This is a genomic window from Neorhizobium sp. SHOUNA12A, from assembly GCF_023006505.1.
Taxonomy (GTDB): Bacteria; Pseudomonadota; Alphaproteobacteria; order Rhizobiales; family Rhizobiaceae; genus Neorhizobium.
Window position 1 is genome coordinate 1 of record NZ_JALBGV010000115.1, and the last position, 15,226, is coordinate 15,226.

A 15,226-nucleotide genomic window follows, 5' to 3' on the forward strand; every position below is an offset into this window, starting at 1 on the left:
CGATGGCGCTGGCCGGCCGGACCCCGAGTGGCCCGGCGCCGGTATCCGCCGCGCCAGAGGCCTTCGAGGCCTTCGAGAATTTCTCGACATTGCCGCAGGTCGGTCCGCACCCGATCGAGCGGCCGGTTGCTGGCGGCGTCGTTGCCGCGCAGACCCGCCAGGTTGCGTCTTCCTATCCGCTCGAAACTCAGGCAAGGCCACCGCAGGGGCGGAGCGTGGAATCCGCCTACGCATCGGCGCCTCAGGCTAAAACTCCGCAGGTTATGTTCGGTAACATGGTGCTGGAAGGCCCCAAGGCCGCTCAAAAGCCCGTGCGCTGACGCAAGGGCGATTGCCGGGTGCAATCGCCGCTGCTACGCATGGTGCGGAACGGTTCGTGGGGTGATCATGCGGCGCCTGCTGATTCTTCTTTGCCTGGTATCGCTGCAAGTATTCCTGCAAGCCGGCTTGCTTTCGCAAGCCGTCGACGCGCAGGAACCGCCGCCCGCCTTCGTGACCAAGGCGAAGCAGATCTATATGGTCGAGGCAAAGACCGGCACGGTGCTGCTCGCCTCCAACGAAAACCAGGGTTTCCCACCGGCGTCGCTTGCCAAGCTGATGACCATGGAAGTGGTCTTCAGTGCGTTGAAGCGCGGCGAGATCAGCCGCGACACGATCTTTCCGGTCTCCGAATTTGCCTGGCGCACCGGCGGGGCGCCCTCGGGCACCACGACCATGTTCGCGGCGCTGAAATCGCAGATACGCGTCGAAGACCTCCTCAAAGGCGTCGTCGTCCAGAATGGCAACGATGCCTGCATCGTGCTGGCAGAGGGCATTTCCCATTCCGAACGCGAATTTGCAGCCCGGATGACGGCGCGCGCCAAGGATTTGGGTCTCGGCCGGTCGGTCTTCGGCAATTCCACCGGTCTGCCGGACACGGAGAGCCGCACGACCGCGCGAGACCTCGTCGAACTCTCTCGCCATATCTTCCGCGAATATCCGGAATTCTATCCGATCTACGCGCAGCCGGATTTCACCTGGAACAAGATCTTCCAGCGCAACAAGAACCCGCTTTTTTCACTCAATATCGGCGTTGACGGCCTGGGCGCCGGTTTTGCCGAAGGTTCGGGTTATGCCCTGGTGGCCTCGGTGGCGCGCAACCGCACGCGGCTGTTCCTCGCCATGGGTGGGCTTGCAAGCGACAAGGAGCGGCTGGATGAAGCGAAAAGGGTGCTCGAATGGGGGCTTTCCTCGTTCGAGACCAAGGTCCTGTTCAAGCAGGGCGAAGTGATCGGCCAGGCGAGCGTCTATGGCGGTACGACGGGCCATGTGGATCTCGTCGCCAAGGAACCGGTCGATATCTACCTGCCCGCCAATAATCCCGACCGCCTTTCCGGGCGAATCGTCTATCGGTGGCCATTGCGGGCTCCGGTAACCGAAGGCCAGGATGTCGGCGTGCTGAGGATTTCGGCAGGCGACCGGGTGGTGCGGGAAGTGCCGCTGGTTACCGCCAAACCGGTCGGAACGGGCAGCCTCGTCAGCCAGGCGACGGATGCGTTGCTTGAACTGATGTTCTTCTGGCTTTGACAACACGATGTTTCGCAGCGCACCCTTATGCGTTATAAGCTGACAAAAAATGAGTGCGGAAAGACGCGTGGCAGAACATTCCGGATTGTTCGTAACTTTCGAAGGCGGCGAGGGGGCTGGCAAATCCACCCAGATTCGCCGGCTGGCGGATCAGTTGCGCCGCCGCGGCCATGATGTGCTGATGACGCGGGAGCCTGGCGGCTCGCCGGGAGCAGAAGCCGTGCGCCATGTCCTGCTTTCGGGTGCGGCAGAAGAGTTCGGTGTGCGGATGGAGGCGATCCTGTTTGCCGCTGCCCGTAACGACCATGTGGAGGAGGTGATCCGCCCGGCGCTTGAAAGCGGCGCGGTCGTGCTCTGTGACCGGTTCATCGATTCCTCGCGTGTCTACCAGGGCGTCACCGGCAATCTGGAACCTGACTATATCGAGGCGCTGCAGCGGGTGGCGATCAATGGTGTGGTGCCTGATTGCACGCTGATCCTCGACCTGCCGGCCGAAGTCGGCCTGAAACGTGCCCGCAAACGCGGCGCCGACAGCGCGCCCGATCGTTTTGAGCGCGAGGAGATCGAAACCCACGAAAAACGCCGCGAGGCCTATCTTGAAATCGCCGAGGCGGAACCGGAACGCTGCCATGTGGTCGACGCCGAGCGCTCCGAAGACGAGATCGGCGACGAGATTTTCGCGATCGTCGAGCCCTTGGTGCGGGAACTGAGCTTTACCCAGAAGAGCAGCGCGGAATCGGTCGGATGAGCGAGGAAACCGCCGGTATTCTGGAAGGCGCCGTGCCGCCGGCGCGTAATCCGCATCTTTATGGCCATCAGCCCGCCGAGGATTTTCTGGCGCGCAGCTATCGTTCGGGGAAGGGCCACCACGCGATCCTGATCGAAGGACCGGAAGGCGTAGGCAAGGCGACGCTCGCTTTCCGTTTTGCCAACCACGTGCTTTCGCATCCCGATCCCGCGACTGCGCCCGAGCATCTCGCCGATCCCGATCTCAATTCGTCCGTCAGCCGGCAGATCGCGTCCGGCGCCTCACATAACCTCCTGCATCTCGCCCGCCCGGTGGACGAGAAGACCGGCAAGACGAAAACGGCGATCACGGTCGACGAGGTGCGTCGGGCCGGGCATTTCTTCTCGCAGACGTCAGGCACCGGCAATTGGCGGATCGTCATCATCGATCCGGCCGACGATCTGAACCGCAATGCGGCGAATGCCATCCTGAAGATCCTCGAGGAACCGCCGCGTCGGGCGCTTTTCCTGGTCCTCTCCCATGCGCCCGGAAAGTTGCTGCCGACGATCCGTTCGCGATGCCAGTCGTTGAGGCTATCTCCGCTCGGTGACAGCGATCTTGCGAAGGCGCTCGCGGGTCTGGGTACGCCGCTTGACGGCGGCGAGATGGAAGAGATGGTGCTCCGCATGTCCAAGGGCAGCGTTTCCCAGGCGCTGAAACTCCTGAACTATGGCGGCACCGAGATCATCTCCGCCTTCGAGGAGGTCGTCGCAGCCGACGGTCCGACAGCCCGCAAGGCGATGCACCGGCTCGCGGATGTGCTGTCCGGCAAGGACAGCGAAGTGATCTTCGGCTTTTTCCTGGAGCACCTGGGCGATCACCTGATCGACAAAGCGCGCAACGCAGCCCTTGCCGGCGATCTACCAACGGCCGACCGGCAGGCAAAACTGGTCAGCGACATGACTGAGAAGATCACCATCGCGCAGGCCTATAATCTGGACCGCAAGCAGACGATCCTGTCGATCCTCGAAGCGGCGCGACGCTGAACTTTAAGGGCAGGGGCGGGAACCGCATAAGGAACTTTGTGTTTCGCATCAGCGAAACATGCGCTAAGAGCGGCATGATCCAAATCCAAGTGCCCGAGTGCCCCCGATGTCCGACAAGACGCCCTATTACATCACCACTGCGATTTCCTACCCGAACGGCAAGCCGCATATCGGCCATGCCTATGAGTTGATCGCGACGGATGCCATGGCGCGCTTCCAGCGCCTGGACGGCAAGGATGTTTTTTTCCTGACCGGCACGGACGAACACGGCCAGAAGATGCAGCAGACGGCGCGCGCCGAAGGCATTTCGCCAGAAGCGCTTGCCGAGCGCAATTCGAGCGAATTCCGGGCGATGGGCAAGCTGCTCAACGCGTCCAACGACGATTTCATCCGAACCACAGAGCCGCGCCACCACGAGGCCTCCAGGAACATCTGGAACCGAATGGCCGATAATGGCGACATCTACAAGGACACCTATGCGGGCTGGTATTCGGTGCGCGACGAAGCGTTTTATGCCGAGGACGAAACGTCGGTCCGCGATGGCGTCCGCTATGGACCGCAGGGAACGCCGGTGGAATGGGTGGAGGAGTCGAGCTATTTCTTCAAGCTCTCCGAATACGGCGACAAGCTGCTGAAGCACTACGAGGAGAACCCGGATTTCATCGGCCCCAACGAGCGCCGCAACGAGGTGATCTCCTTCGTGAAATCCGGCCTGCGGGACCTGTCGGTATCGCGCACCACGTTCGATTGGGGTATCAAGGTACCCAACGATCCGGCGCACGTCATGTATGTCTGGGTCGATGCGCTGACCAACTACATCACCGCAACCGGCTATATGGAAGACCCGAACGGCCCGCGCGCCAAATACTGGCCGGCGGACGCGCATATCATCGGCAAGGACATCATCCGCTTCCATGCGGTCTATTGGCCGGCCTTCCTGATGTCGGCCAAGCTGCCGCTGCCGAAGCGCGTCTTTGCCCACGGCTTCGTGCTGAATGCCGGCGAGAAAATGTCGAAGTCAGTTGGCAATGTGGTCGATCCGTTCGAGCTTCTGGAGAAGTTCGGGCTCGACTACGTGCGCTATTATCTCTGCCGCGAGATTTCCTTCGGCCAGGATGGCAATTGCAACGATCAGCTGATTGCCACCCGCGTCAACGCGGATCTGGCCAACGGCATCGGTAACCTTGCAAGCCGCTCGCTATCGATGATCGTCAAGAACTGCGACGGCCATGTTCCGGAACCGGGCGAACTCACCGACGCCGACAGGCAGCTGCTTGCTGCCGCCGACGGACTGATTGCCGTCTGCCGCGAGGAAATGGACAAGCAGCTGATCAACCGCACTCTTGCGGCGATCATCGGTATCGTTTCCGAGACCGACCGTTATTTTGCGGCTCAGGCGCCGTGGGTGCTGAAAAAGACGGATACGGCCCGCATGGGCACGGTGCTCTACGTGACGGCGGAAGTCGTGCGCCAGATCGCCATTCTGCTGCAGCCGTTCATGCCGGAATCGTCGGCCAAGCTGCTCGATCTCGTGGCGTCTCCGGCCGATAAGCGGGATTTCGCGGCGCTCGGCGAAGCCGGTCGCCTGAAGCCCGGCACACCGCTCGAAGCGCCGACGCCTGTCTTCCCGCGTTATGTCGCGCCGGAAGCGAGCGCATAGGGTCTTATCCATGCTGATCGATACCCATTGCCACCTGGATTTTGCCGATTTCGCCGAGGAGCGCGACGCGATCGTGTCGCGCGCCCACGAGGCTGGCGTTGGCCAGATGGTGACGATTTCGACGCGGGTTCGAAAACTCGACGGACTGCTGGCCCTCACCGAGCAATATCCGGCGGTTTTCTGCTCAGTCGGAACGCATCCGAACAACGCCGGCGAAGAGCTGGACATCCAGACGGAAGACCTGGTGCGGCTTGCCAATGCGCATCAGAAGATCGTTGCGATCGGTGAGGCTGGGCTCGACTATTTCTATGACACGCAGACGCCGGCCGACCAGAAGACCGGGCTGATCCGTCATATCGCGGCCGCCCGGGAAACCGGCCTGCCGCTGGTCATCCACAGCCGCAGCGCCGACGAGGACATGGCCGAGATCCTGACGACCGAAAGCGGGAAGGGGGCCTTCCCTTTCATCCTGCATTGCTTCTCCTCGGGCGCAGACCTTGCCCGGATCGGCGTCGAACTCGGCGGTTACGTCTCGTTCTCCGGCATCCTGACATTTCCGAAATCGGAAGACCTGCGCGCGATCGCCAGAACCGTGCCGCTCGACCGTTTGCTGGTCGAGACCGATGCGCCGTACCTGGCGCCAAAACGCTGGCGCGGCAAGCGCAACGAGCCGTCCTACGTGGTCAACACGGCCGAAGTGCTGGCCGAATGCATGGGCGTCAGCTACGAGGAAATCGCTGAGGTTACCACGCAGAACGCGTTCCGTATCTTCTCCAAGATGCCGAGGCTCTGACCTGTGGCGAGGTATCGGCGACGCTTCACCATTCTTGGCTGCTCGTCGTCGCCGGGCGTGCCGCGGCTGAATGGCGACTGGGGCGCCTGCGATCCGGCGAACCCGAGGAACCGTCGCACGCGTGCCGCCTTCATGGTCGAGCAGATTGGGCCTGATGGCGGCAGCACCGTGGTGGTGGTCGATACCGGCCCCGATTTTCGCGAACAGATGATCGCCGCCAAGGTGCAGCGGGTTGATGCGGTTCTCTATACCCACGCCCATGCGGATCATCTGCACGGCATCGACGACTTGCGCGGTTATTTCATCCTGCAGCATCATCGCATCCCGATCTATGCCGATGCATTCACCATGGAACGGATTCGCCAGGGTTTTGGCTATTGCCTCGAAACCCCGGCGGGCGGCAACTATCCGCCGATCGTGCGGCCGTTCCTGATCGACACCCTTGAGGAGCCGATCGTCATCGACGGACCCGGCGGACAGATCCGTTTCCTGCCGCATCTGCAGGTGCATGGCGACATCCATTCGCTGGGTTTCCGGATCGGTGACGTAGCCTATTGCAGCGATGTGAGCGACTTTCCGCCTGCAAGCGTTCCGAGGCTCGGCGGGCTTGATACGCTCATCATCGATACGCTGCAGTACCGATATCACCCGAGCCATCTGTCGCTGGAACAGGCGCTCGAATGGATCGCGAAATTTGCGCCGAAGCACGCTATCCTGACGCACATGCATCTTCCGCTCGACTACGACACGGTAATGGCGGAAACGCCGCCACATGTCGAACCGGCCTATGACGGCCTGACATTCGAAGTTGCCGTCGATCTCTGATCGCTGCGGGGTTATGGAGTGACCAAGAACCCCAGGTCTTCTGGGCTTCCTTTCAATTCGTTTAGTTCCATAATCTATCTTATGCGATCTTCGCATATGGTCGGGAACGTTATCAGCGTATTCCCGTTCCCTCCCGCTGAAGATGCTCAGCGGCTTGTCTTGGTCGTTGGCACAAGTCGTCAAGCTTGGTGCAAGCCAGCGTCCCTACCGTCGACCTCACCCGGAATGATTCCGGTTCAGATTGAGGACAATGATATGTCAAATGAAGCCAATACCCACCAGCCGTCTGAACAGTCTCTTGCGCTGTTCCTTCAGGACAACGACGCCGACAAGCTGACCGATATCCTGGTCGAAGCGCTCTACGAAGCCTTCCGCATTCTCGAAGACGAAGTCCGTCCCGAAACCTTTCACTAAATCTTGCCGCGCCGTTCGAACGCCGGGCCATGAAGGCCTCTAGCGCCAGGACGTCGCGAAAAGCACTGCCATCCCGTCATCCTCATGCAGCGGCAACGAATGCCTCTAGCGGTGCCGCAGCAAAGTCGAGCCCAACGGTCCGCCTTCCGCCTGAGTTGCAAAGCTCTGCAGGCTCGCATGCCCGGGCTGCACCTTACTTCACGAAGTCTTGTGTTTGGCAGACGAACCCGGTTGCCGTATGGCATCGGCCACTTCCAACGGATTCTCCCATCATGTTCGCAAGCGCCACGCCCTTCCTCACGATAGGTCTTCTGATTCTGTCGAACGTCTTCATGACCTTCGCGTGGTACGGACACCTGAAATTCGAGAGCAAGCCGCTTTATCTTGTCATCATGGTGAGCTGGGGCATCGCCTTCTTTGAATATTGCGCCCAGGTGCCAGCCAACCGCATCGGCTACGGTTACTTCAATGCAGCGCAGTTGAAGACCATCCAGGAGATCATCACGCTCTCTGTCTTCGTGATTTTCTCCGTACTTTATCTTGGCGAGCCGATTCACTGGAAGCAGATCGTCGGCTTCGGTTTCATCGCGCTCGGATCCTTCTTCATCTTCACGAAATAGCGCAGACGTCGGGAACCCGCGCACCGTAGATGGGTTCGGATCACCATGACGACGTCAGGTGGTGCGATGAAGAAGCAGCCGGGCGATATCCGGATCGGCATTTCGGGCTGGACCTATAAGCCTTGGCGCGGCGTTTTTTACCCTGAAGGCCTGCCGCAGAAGCAGGAACTGACCTACGCCGCCGAGCATTTCCGCTCGATCGAGATCAACGGTACCTTCTACGGACTTCAACGACCTCGGAGCTTTGCCGCCTGGCATGATGCAACGCCCGACGACTTCGTCTTCGCAATCAAAGGTTCGCGCTACATAACCCATATGCGCCGCCTCACCGACATCGAGACGCCGCTCGCCAATTTCCTGGCGTCCGGCGTCCTGCGCCTCGGCAAGAAGCTCGGACCCATTCTCTGGCAGTTTCCCCCGCGAATGAAATTCGATGCGGAACGTTTCGAGGCGTTTCTGAAGCTGTTACCGAAGAGCACGGAGGATGCCGTCGCGCTCGCCCGGCGGCACGACGCGCGTCTCGATGGGCGCTCCTATGTCGAAACGGATGCGAACCGGCCGATTCGCCACGCGTTGGAAATCCGTCACGACAGCTTCCGCTCGCCGGAGTTCGTCGACCTGCTGCGTCGCTACAAGGTCGGCCTGGTCGTCGCAGATACGGTCGAATGGCCTCTCCTGATGGATCTCACTGCCGATTTCGTCTATTGCCGCCTGCATGGCTCCGAACAACTTTACGTCAGCGGATATGACGATAAGGCCCTCGACCGGTGGGCGCAGCTCATTCGCCAATGGGCCAAGGGTCGCGACCCGAAGGACGCGGAGCGCGTGGGGCCACCTTCTCCGCCTCGGGCGCATGGGCTGGATGTCTATGTCTACTTCGACAACGACGTGAAAGTGCGCGCACCGCGGGACGCACGGGCCTTGGCCGACCGGCTGAATGCAGGTCCGATTGCGGCGAGTGTGAAGACCGCCAGACGCGCCTGAATGGGAGCTTTTCGCTTTTCCGTCAGCATGCCTTCATTTCCATCTCGGTTTGATTTAGAGACAGTCCTTCAATCCGCCTTTTCCGGGCGGCAGGACTGTTCGCAAGGTATGTTGATCGATGCTTGATTCCCTCAGAAACGCCGCCCGCTCCTGGGTTGCCAAGTCGCTTCTCCTGCTTCTGGTCGCGTCTTTCGCTATCTGGGGCGTTTCGCACTCCCTGGTGACGGCGAGCGGCAACACGGTGATGACCGTCGGTGACCAGCAGATTTCGAGCCAGGAATTCCGCCTCGCCTATCAGCGCCAGATCGCCAATCTCAGCCGCCAGTTCGGCACGCAGCTGACCGCCGAGCAGGCTCGCGCCTTCGGCGTCCAGAACGAGGTGTTCACACAGCTCGCGGCTGGTGCCGCACTCGATCAGCTTTCCGACGACATGAACCTCGGCCTGTCGGAAGACCGCCTCGCCAAACTGATCGCCGAAGACCCGGCCTTCAAGGGCGTCAACGGCCAGTTCGACCGCAATCTCTTCACCTCGCGCCTGCGCAATGCCGGCATCCGCGAAGACGATTACATCAAGGAGCGCAGCAAGGTTGCGGTGCGCAGCCAGATCGTCGAGGCGGTTTCGGACGGCTTCCAGCCGCCGAAAGTGCTGGTCGATGCTTTGAAGAGCTATCGCGACGAGACCCGCTCGATCGATTATGTCCTGCTCTCCAATGCCAATATCGACCCTGTGAAGGCGCCGGCGAACGATGTGCTTTCTGCCTGGTTCGAAGGCGTGAAGACCCGTTATCGCGCACCTGAATACCGCACCTTCGCCTATGTGAAGCTGCAGCCGGGCGATATTGCCGATGCATCTTCGGTGACTGACGAAGCAGCGCGGGCCGAATATGAAAAGCGCAAGGACAGCTACAAGACGCACGAAACCCGCACCATCGAGCAGCTCCCCTTCCCCAACAAGGAAATGGCGCAGGCCGCCGCGGCGCAGCTGAAGGACGGTACCGCCACTTTCGACCAGATCATCAAGGATCAGGGCAAGACCGCGGCGGACGTTCTGCTCGGTGATTTCACCAAGGAGAACGTGCCTGATCCGGCCTTTGCCGATCCGGCCTTCAAGATCACTGCCAGCGGCGGAACGACGGCTGTCATCGCCGGCACCTTCGGCCCGGTCATCCTGCGCGTCACCAATATCCGCCCGGAGACGACGCGATCGTTCGACGAGGTCAAGGAGGAGATCCGCAAGCGGCTTGCCGTCTCTTCCGCGTCCCAGGAAGTCTTGAGCGTTCACGACCGTTTCGAGGATATGCGCAGCGGCGGCACCTCGCTGGAGGATACCGCCAAGGCGCTCAACCTCAAGGCTGTCACCGTGACGTCGGATGCCTCCGGCCGCAACGAGAAGGAGCAGCGGATCACCGAGCTTCCCGCTTCGAACACGCTGCTTGGAGACGTTTTCCGCACCGAACCGGGCGCCGACACCATTCCGGTAAACCTCGGCAATGACGGTTATGTCTGGTTCGAGGTGCGTAACATCGTGCCCGAGCGCGACCGCCCCCTCGCCGATGTGCGCGACAAGGCCGTTGCCGACTGGACTGCCGAACAGCAGCGCCAGGCGCTTGCCGCCCGCGCGACCGAACTCAAGGGCCGCCTCGACAAGGGCGAGACGCTGGCAGCCATCGCCACCGAACTCGGTGTTGCGGTCGAAAACAAGCAGGGCCTGCGCCGCGGCGCCGAGGACGCGATCTTCGGCAATGAGGCGATTTCGGCAGCCTTCGCCGGCCCGGTCAATACAACCGCGACCGCGCTCGGCTCCGACGGCGAAAGCCGCCTTCTGATGAAGGTCGCCGCCGTCGACCAGGCGACGACAGATGCGGTCTCCGGCGACCAGCAGCTGCAGCAGATGGCGAACGCTGCCGGTGACGACATGCTCGATCAGATGGTCAACAGTCTGAAGACCAGCTACGGCGTGTCCGTCAACCAGACGGTGGTCGACCAGGCCATGCTCCAGTGAAACAGAGGGACGGCCGACCATGCCTGAGCTGAAATCCCTGCTTGCCAAGGTTGCCAATGGCGAGAGCCTCAGTCACGAAGAGGCGCGAGGCGCTTTCGACATCCTCATGTCTGGCGAAGCGACGCCGTCGCAGATCGGCGGCTTCCTGATGGCGCTGCGCGTTCGTGGCGAGACGGTTGCCGAGATCACCGGCGCGGTCGAAACCATGCGATCGAAGATGCTGCCCGTCTCCGGCCCCGCCGACGCCATCGATATCGTCGGCACCGGCGGCGACGGCCTCGGCACCTACAACATCTCCACGCTTGCCTCCCTGATCGTCGCCGGCTGCGGCGTCCCGGTCGCCAAGCACGGCAACCGGGCGCTGAGTTCCAAATCCGGCACGGCCGATACGCTTGGCGTTCTGGGCGTCAACCTGGAGATCGGTCCCGACCAGATCTCCCGCTGCATCCGGGAAGCCAGCATCGGATTCATGTTCGCCTCGATGCATCACGCAGCCATGCGCCATGTCGGCCCCAGCCGCGTCGAGCTCGGCACACGCACGATCTTCAACCTGCTCGGCCCGCTTTCCAACCCCGCCGGCGCCAAGCGCCAGCTCCTCGGCGTGTTCGCGCCGAAATGGCTGGAGCCGATCGCCGAAGTGCTGCGCGATCTCGGTTCGGAGACCGTCTGGATCGTCCACGGGGACGGGATGGACGAGATCACCACCACGGGCATCACCCAGGTGACGGCGCTGGAAGACGGCAAGATCCGCTCCTTCGAGCTGACGCCGATGGATTTCGGCGTTCAGCCTGCAACACTCGACGAACTCAAGGGCGGCGATGGTGTCCACAACGCGGCGGCATTGCGCGCCGTGCTCGGTGGTGCGAAGAATGCCTATCGCGATATTTCGCTCTGCAATGCGGCCGCCTCGCTGATCGTTGCCGGCAAGGCGGAAACGATCGCCGACGGCATGAGGCTTGCCACCCGTTCGCTGGAGAGCGGCGAGGCGGCGGCAGCGCTCGACCGTCTGGTTGCCGTCTCGAACGAAAAGGATTGAGGTCATGACGGACATCCTCAAGAAGATCGAAGCCTATAAACGCGAGGAAATCGCCGCGGCCAAGGCGAGCATATCGCTTGCGGAGCTGAAGGCCCGCGCAGCGGACCAGCCCTCCCCGCGCGGCTTTCATCGCGCGTTGAGGGCGAGGCAAGATACCGGTGCCTTCGGCCTGATCGCCGAGATCAAGAAAGCAAGCCCGTCCAAGGGCCTGATCCGCCCGGATTTCGATCCGCCGTCGCTTGCAGCAGCCTACGAAGCCGGTGGCGCCACGTGCCTCTCCGTCCTCACCGATGCGCCGAGCTTCCAGGGCGCGCCGGAATTCCTGACGGCTGCCCGCAACGCCTGCTCGCTGCCGGCGCTGCGCAAGGATTTCATGTTCGAGACCTATCAGATCTATGAGGCGCGGGCCTGGGGTGCCGATTGCATCCTGCTGATCATGGCCTCGCTTTCCGACGGCGAGGCGCGCGAGCTTTACGATGTGACCGCCGAACTCGGCATGGACGCGCTGATCGAGGTGCATGACGAAGAGGAAACGGAACGGGCGCTGAAACTCCCCTCTCCGCTGATCGGCATCAACAACCGCAATCTGCGCACTTTCGAACTCAACCTCGAAACGAGCGAGCGGCTGGCGCCGATGGTGCCGGCCGACAGGCTGCTCGTCGGCGAAAGCGGCATCTTCACCCATGAGGACTGCCAGCGCCTGAAAAAGGTCGGCATCAACACCTTCCTCGTCGGCGAAAGCCTGATGCGCAAGGACGACGTGGCCGCTGCTACCCGCCTTCTTTTAACCGGCGAGGCTGCGGCCCAGGCGGCGGAATAATGACGGGCCTCACCCATATCGGCGCGTCCGGCGAGGCGCATATGGTCGATGTCGGCGACAAGGCTGAAACCAGCCGCTCGGCGACCGCCGAAGGTTATATCCGCATGCTGCCGGAAACGCTGGCAACGATCCGCGAAGGCAATGCCAGGAAGGGCGACGTCATCGGCACGGCGCGGCTCGCCGGCATCATGGCCGCCAAGAAGACCTCGGATCTTATCCCGCTCTGCCATCCGCTGATGCTGACCAAGGTGGTCGTGGACATCACCGAGGACGAGCAGCTTCCGGGCCTCCGGGTGACAGCAACCGCGAAACTCACCGGCAAGACCGGCGTCGAGATGGAAGCGCTGACGGCCGCCTCGGTCGCCTGCCTGACGATCTACGACATGGCCAAGGCCGTCGACCGGGCCATGGAGATCGGCGGCATCCGCCTTCTCGAAAAGACCGGCGGCAAATCCGGAACCTATCGCGCAGAGGACTGAGAATGGCGCTACTGCCCGTTTCCGAAGCGAAGAACCGCCTGCTCGGCAAGGCCAATCCGATCGGCACGGTGGAGACGGTCGCGCTTGGCGAAGCGAACGGCCGAGTCCTTGCGACGGACCTCGTTGCCCGCCTCACCCAGCCTCCCTTCGACGCGTCTGCCATGGATGGCTATGCGCTCAAGGCTTCCGACGCACCGGCGATCGGGGCCGAACTGACCGTGATCGGTACCGCCGCCGCCGGCCATGCCTTCGAAGGCACGGTTGGCAAGGGCGAGACTGCGCGCATCTTCACCGGCGCCCCGCTGCCGGAAGGTGCCGATTCCATCCTCATCCAGGAAGATGCCGAAAAGCTTGAAGGCGCCCGCATCCGCACCAGGTTCGAAGTGGTGAAGGGCCGGCACGTGCGCCCCCGCGGCCAAGATTTCACCGAGGGGGAAACCGTGCTCCCGGCCGGCACGCTCATCGACTTCTCGCACCTGACGGTCGCTGCGGCCATGAACCATCCGGAGCTTTCCGTCTATCGCCGGCCCCGCGTCGCAGTCCTTGCGACCGGAGACGAGCTTGTGCCGCCCGGCGCCACGCCCGGGAACGCGCAGATCATCGCCTCCAACACCTTCGGCGTTTCCGCGCTGGTGCGCGACAATGACGGCGAAGTTCTCGATCTCGGAATCGTCCGCGACCGGCCTGAAGATATCACCGCGGCCATCGACAAGGCCCGTGCGGCCAAGGCCGACGTGTTGGTGACCCTCGGCGGCGCCTCGGTCGGCGATCATGACCTGGTACAATCGACGCTGAAAGCCGCCGGCATGGAACTGGATTTCTGGCGCATCGCCATGCGGCCGGGCAAGCCGCTGATGGTCGGCGCGCTGGGCGAAATGCAGGTTCTCGGCCTGCCGGGAAATCCGGTTGCGAGCCTCGTCACCAGTCTGCTCTTCCTCGAACCGCTGATCCGCAGGCTCGCGCATCTGCCGGAAAAGCGCAGGGAGGTGCAGGGTGTCGCGGCAAGCAAACTTCCCGCCAACGACCAGCGCCAGGATTATCTCCGCGCCAGGCTGACGAGAGACCGCGACGGCAATCTCGTCGCCGAGGCCTTCGCGAAGCAGGACTCATCGATGATGAAGATCTTTGCCCATTCCGACGGCCTCATCATCCGCCCGGCGCACGCGCCGGAGCTGCCGGCCGGCGCCCTCTGCCCGATCCTGCTGATCCGCCCTTGAGCTGAGCAGTTCCGTCAGCCGGCCCGGTCTCTATCCGCGCCCCGAACGGCCGCGACGATCCTATTCCTCGTCCTGCTCCCGCTCCCGCTCGATCAGCACCCAGACATGACCGGCCGGATCGAAGATCGACGCCACCTGGCGGCCGTTCATGTCCGTCTGTATCCTGTCGCGCATCATGCCGCCGAATTGAAACGCCGCCTCGACGACGCTTTCGACATCCGGCACCGTCAACTGGAAGATCGTGCTGACGGCGCCATCATTTTTCGGATGGTAAGGCCCCTGATAGGAAGGTGTTGACTCCCTTTCCGGATCCGATCCGCAGACGACGATGCCGATCGGTCCGAGCTGCAGCTCGATCATCATCAGGCGCAGCATTTCATAGGAATTGGTTTCCGTGGCGCCGAAGACGTTCTTGTAGAACTCGGCCGCGTCGCGTTCGCGCCCCTGCGCCACGAAAAGGCTCAAACTCAAGCTGAAATTGCTGCCCAACATCGTCCATGCTCACCCGTGATTCCCCTTGCAGGATAAAGGAGTTATTGTGGTGGTGTCATGTCAGCCAAGAAGGCCGCCGGGCTTTAAAGGACGCTATGCACCGGATTCGCCGTCGGGGCCGGTATAACGCGCCCGCGGGCGGATCATGTGTCCGCTCTCGACCTGCTCCATGGCATGCGCCAGCCAGCCGGTGGTGCGCGAAAGCGCAAAGATCACGAGCGGCGCGTCGTCAGGAAGCTTGAAGGTCGCGGCAAGCGATGCCAGTGCGAAATCGATATTGATCGGCTCGCCGAGCAGTTCCTCCCCGGCTTCGGCAAGCGAGGCGTAGAGCGGCGGCGCCTCGAAACTCGCCATCAGCGCCCGTGCCCTTGGATCGCCATGCGGATAGAGCCGGTGGCCGAAGGGCCTGACGACGCCTTCCGAGGACAGCATGCTGCGGATCGCCTCGCGCACGCCGACCGACGCCGCCTTTTCCGCGAGCACCGGGACGTTGGTCCAGGCGCCGCCATGCCGCGGACCTGTCAGCGTCGCAAGGCCGGAAAGCG

General features: G+C 62.3%; 16 protein-coding genes and 1 pseudogene. 15 read left to right on the top strand and 2 right to left on the bottom strand.

The genetic code is table 11. The features are described 5' to 3' along the window. The 15 genes and pseudogenes from MOV63_RS29440 to glp all read left to right on the top strand — a co-directional run. Window positions 1-320: pseudogene (locus MOV63_RS29440) on the top strand (septal ring lytic transglycosylase RlpA family protein); the annotation flags it as partial. A 67-nt stretch (window positions 321-387) separates the two neighbouring features. Further along, window positions 388-1,566, top strand: a complete 1,179-nt coding sequence (locus MOV63_RS29445) for a D-alanyl-D-alanine carboxypeptidase family protein (protein ID WP_247039177.1) — start codon at window positions 388-390, stop codon at window positions 1,564-1,566. Window positions 1,567-1,615: 49 nt separating this feature from the next. Beyond that, window positions 1,616-2,314 (top strand): dTMP kinase, encoded by a 699-nt coding sequence (gene tmk, locus MOV63_RS29450; RefSeq protein ID WP_258719340.1) that lies wholly within the window; start codon window positions 1,616-1,618, stop codon window positions 2,312-2,314. Continuing rightward, entirely contained in the window at window positions 2,311-3,339 is a 1,029-nt protein-coding gene (locus MOV63_RS29455) for a DNA polymerase III subunit delta' (protein ID WP_247039179.1), read from the top strand. The genes tmk and MOV63_RS29455 overlap by 4 nt, the downstream gene beginning before the upstream one ends. A gap of 106 nt (window positions 3,340-3,445) precedes the next feature. Next, entirely contained in the window at window positions 3,446-4,999 is a 1,554-nt protein-coding gene (gene metG / locus MOV63_RS29460; protein ID WP_247039180.1) for a methionine--tRNA ligase, read from the top strand. Between the two features lie 10 nt (window positions 5,000-5,009). Then, window positions 5,010-5,792 carry a TatD family hydrolase gene (locus tag MOV63_RS29465; protein WP_247039181.1) on the top strand — a complete coding sequence of 261 codons (783 nt, stop codon included), beginning with the start codon at window positions 5,010-5,012 and terminating at the stop codon, window positions 5,790-5,792. Window positions 5,793-5,795: 3 nt separating this feature from the next. Continuing rightward, the gene (locus MOV63_RS29470; RefSeq protein WP_247039182.1) at window positions 5,796-6,617 is read left to right on the top strand and encodes an MBL fold metallo-hydrolase; all 822 of its coding nucleotides are present in this window, start codon (window positions 5,796-5,798) and stop codon (window positions 6,615-6,617) included. Window positions 6,618-6,872: 255 nt separating this feature from the next. Beyond that, window positions 6,873-7,031, top strand: a complete 159-nt coding sequence (locus tag MOV63_RS29475; RefSeq protein WP_167551672.1) for a hypothetical protein — start codon at window positions 6,873-6,875, stop codon at window positions 7,029-7,031. A gap of 272 nt (window positions 7,032-7,303) precedes the next feature. Further along, window positions 7,304-7,651, top strand: a complete 348-nt coding sequence (locus MOV63_RS29480) for a DMT family protein (protein WP_038543032.1) — start codon at window positions 7,304-7,306, stop codon at window positions 7,649-7,651. 66 nt (window positions 7,652-7,717) lie between these two features. After that, window positions 7,718-8,635: a DUF72 domain-containing protein gene (locus MOV63_RS29485; protein ID WP_247039189.1), complete on the top strand. Its 918-nt coding sequence runs from the start codon at window positions 7,718-7,720 to the stop codon at window positions 8,633-8,635. Window positions 8,636-8,753: 118 nt separating this feature from the next. Further along, the gene (locus MOV63_RS29490; RefSeq protein ID WP_247039183.1) at window positions 8,754-10,637 is read left to right on the top strand and encodes a peptidylprolyl isomerase; all 1,884 of its coding nucleotides are present in this window, start codon (window positions 8,754-8,756) and stop codon (window positions 10,635-10,637) included. A 19-nt stretch (window positions 10,638-10,656) separates the two neighbouring features. After that, window positions 10,657-11,673, top strand: coding sequence for an anthranilate phosphoribosyltransferase (gene trpD, locus MOV63_RS29495; protein WP_247039184.1), 1,017 nt, complete (start codon window positions 10,657-10,659; stop codon window positions 11,671-11,673). Window positions 11,674-11,677: 4 nt separating this feature from the next. Continuing rightward, complete coding sequence (gene trpC, locus MOV63_RS29500; protein ID WP_247039185.1) at window positions 11,678-12,493, top strand: indole-3-glycerol phosphate synthase TrpC; 816 nt, start codon at window positions 11,678-11,680, stop codon at window positions 12,491-12,493. Next, entirely contained in the window at window positions 12,493-12,972 is a 480-nt protein-coding gene (gene moaC / locus MOV63_RS29505) for a cyclic pyranopterin monophosphate synthase MoaC (RefSeq protein WP_247039186.1), read from the top strand. The genes trpC and moaC overlap by 1 nt, the downstream gene beginning before the upstream one ends. A gap of 2 nt (window positions 12,973-12,974) precedes the next feature. After that, complete coding sequence (gene glp, locus MOV63_RS29510; protein ID WP_247039187.1) at window positions 12,975-14,189, top strand: gephyrin-like molybdotransferase Glp; 1,215 nt, start codon at window positions 12,975-12,977, stop codon at window positions 14,187-14,189. A 60-nt stretch (window positions 14,190-14,249) separates the two neighbouring features. Here glp and MOV63_RS29515 read toward each other — a convergent pair whose 3' ends face one another. Then, window positions 14,250-14,660: a VOC family protein gene (locus MOV63_RS29515; RefSeq protein WP_247039188.1), complete on the bottom strand. Its 411-nt coding sequence runs from the start codon at window positions 14,658-14,660 to the stop codon at window positions 14,250-14,252. A gap of 114 nt (window positions 14,661-14,774) precedes the next feature. Next, window positions 14,775-15,226: citrate/2-methylcitrate synthase (locus MOV63_RS29520; protein ID WP_293408212.1), on the bottom strand; the 452-nt coding region annotated here is incomplete at its 5' end.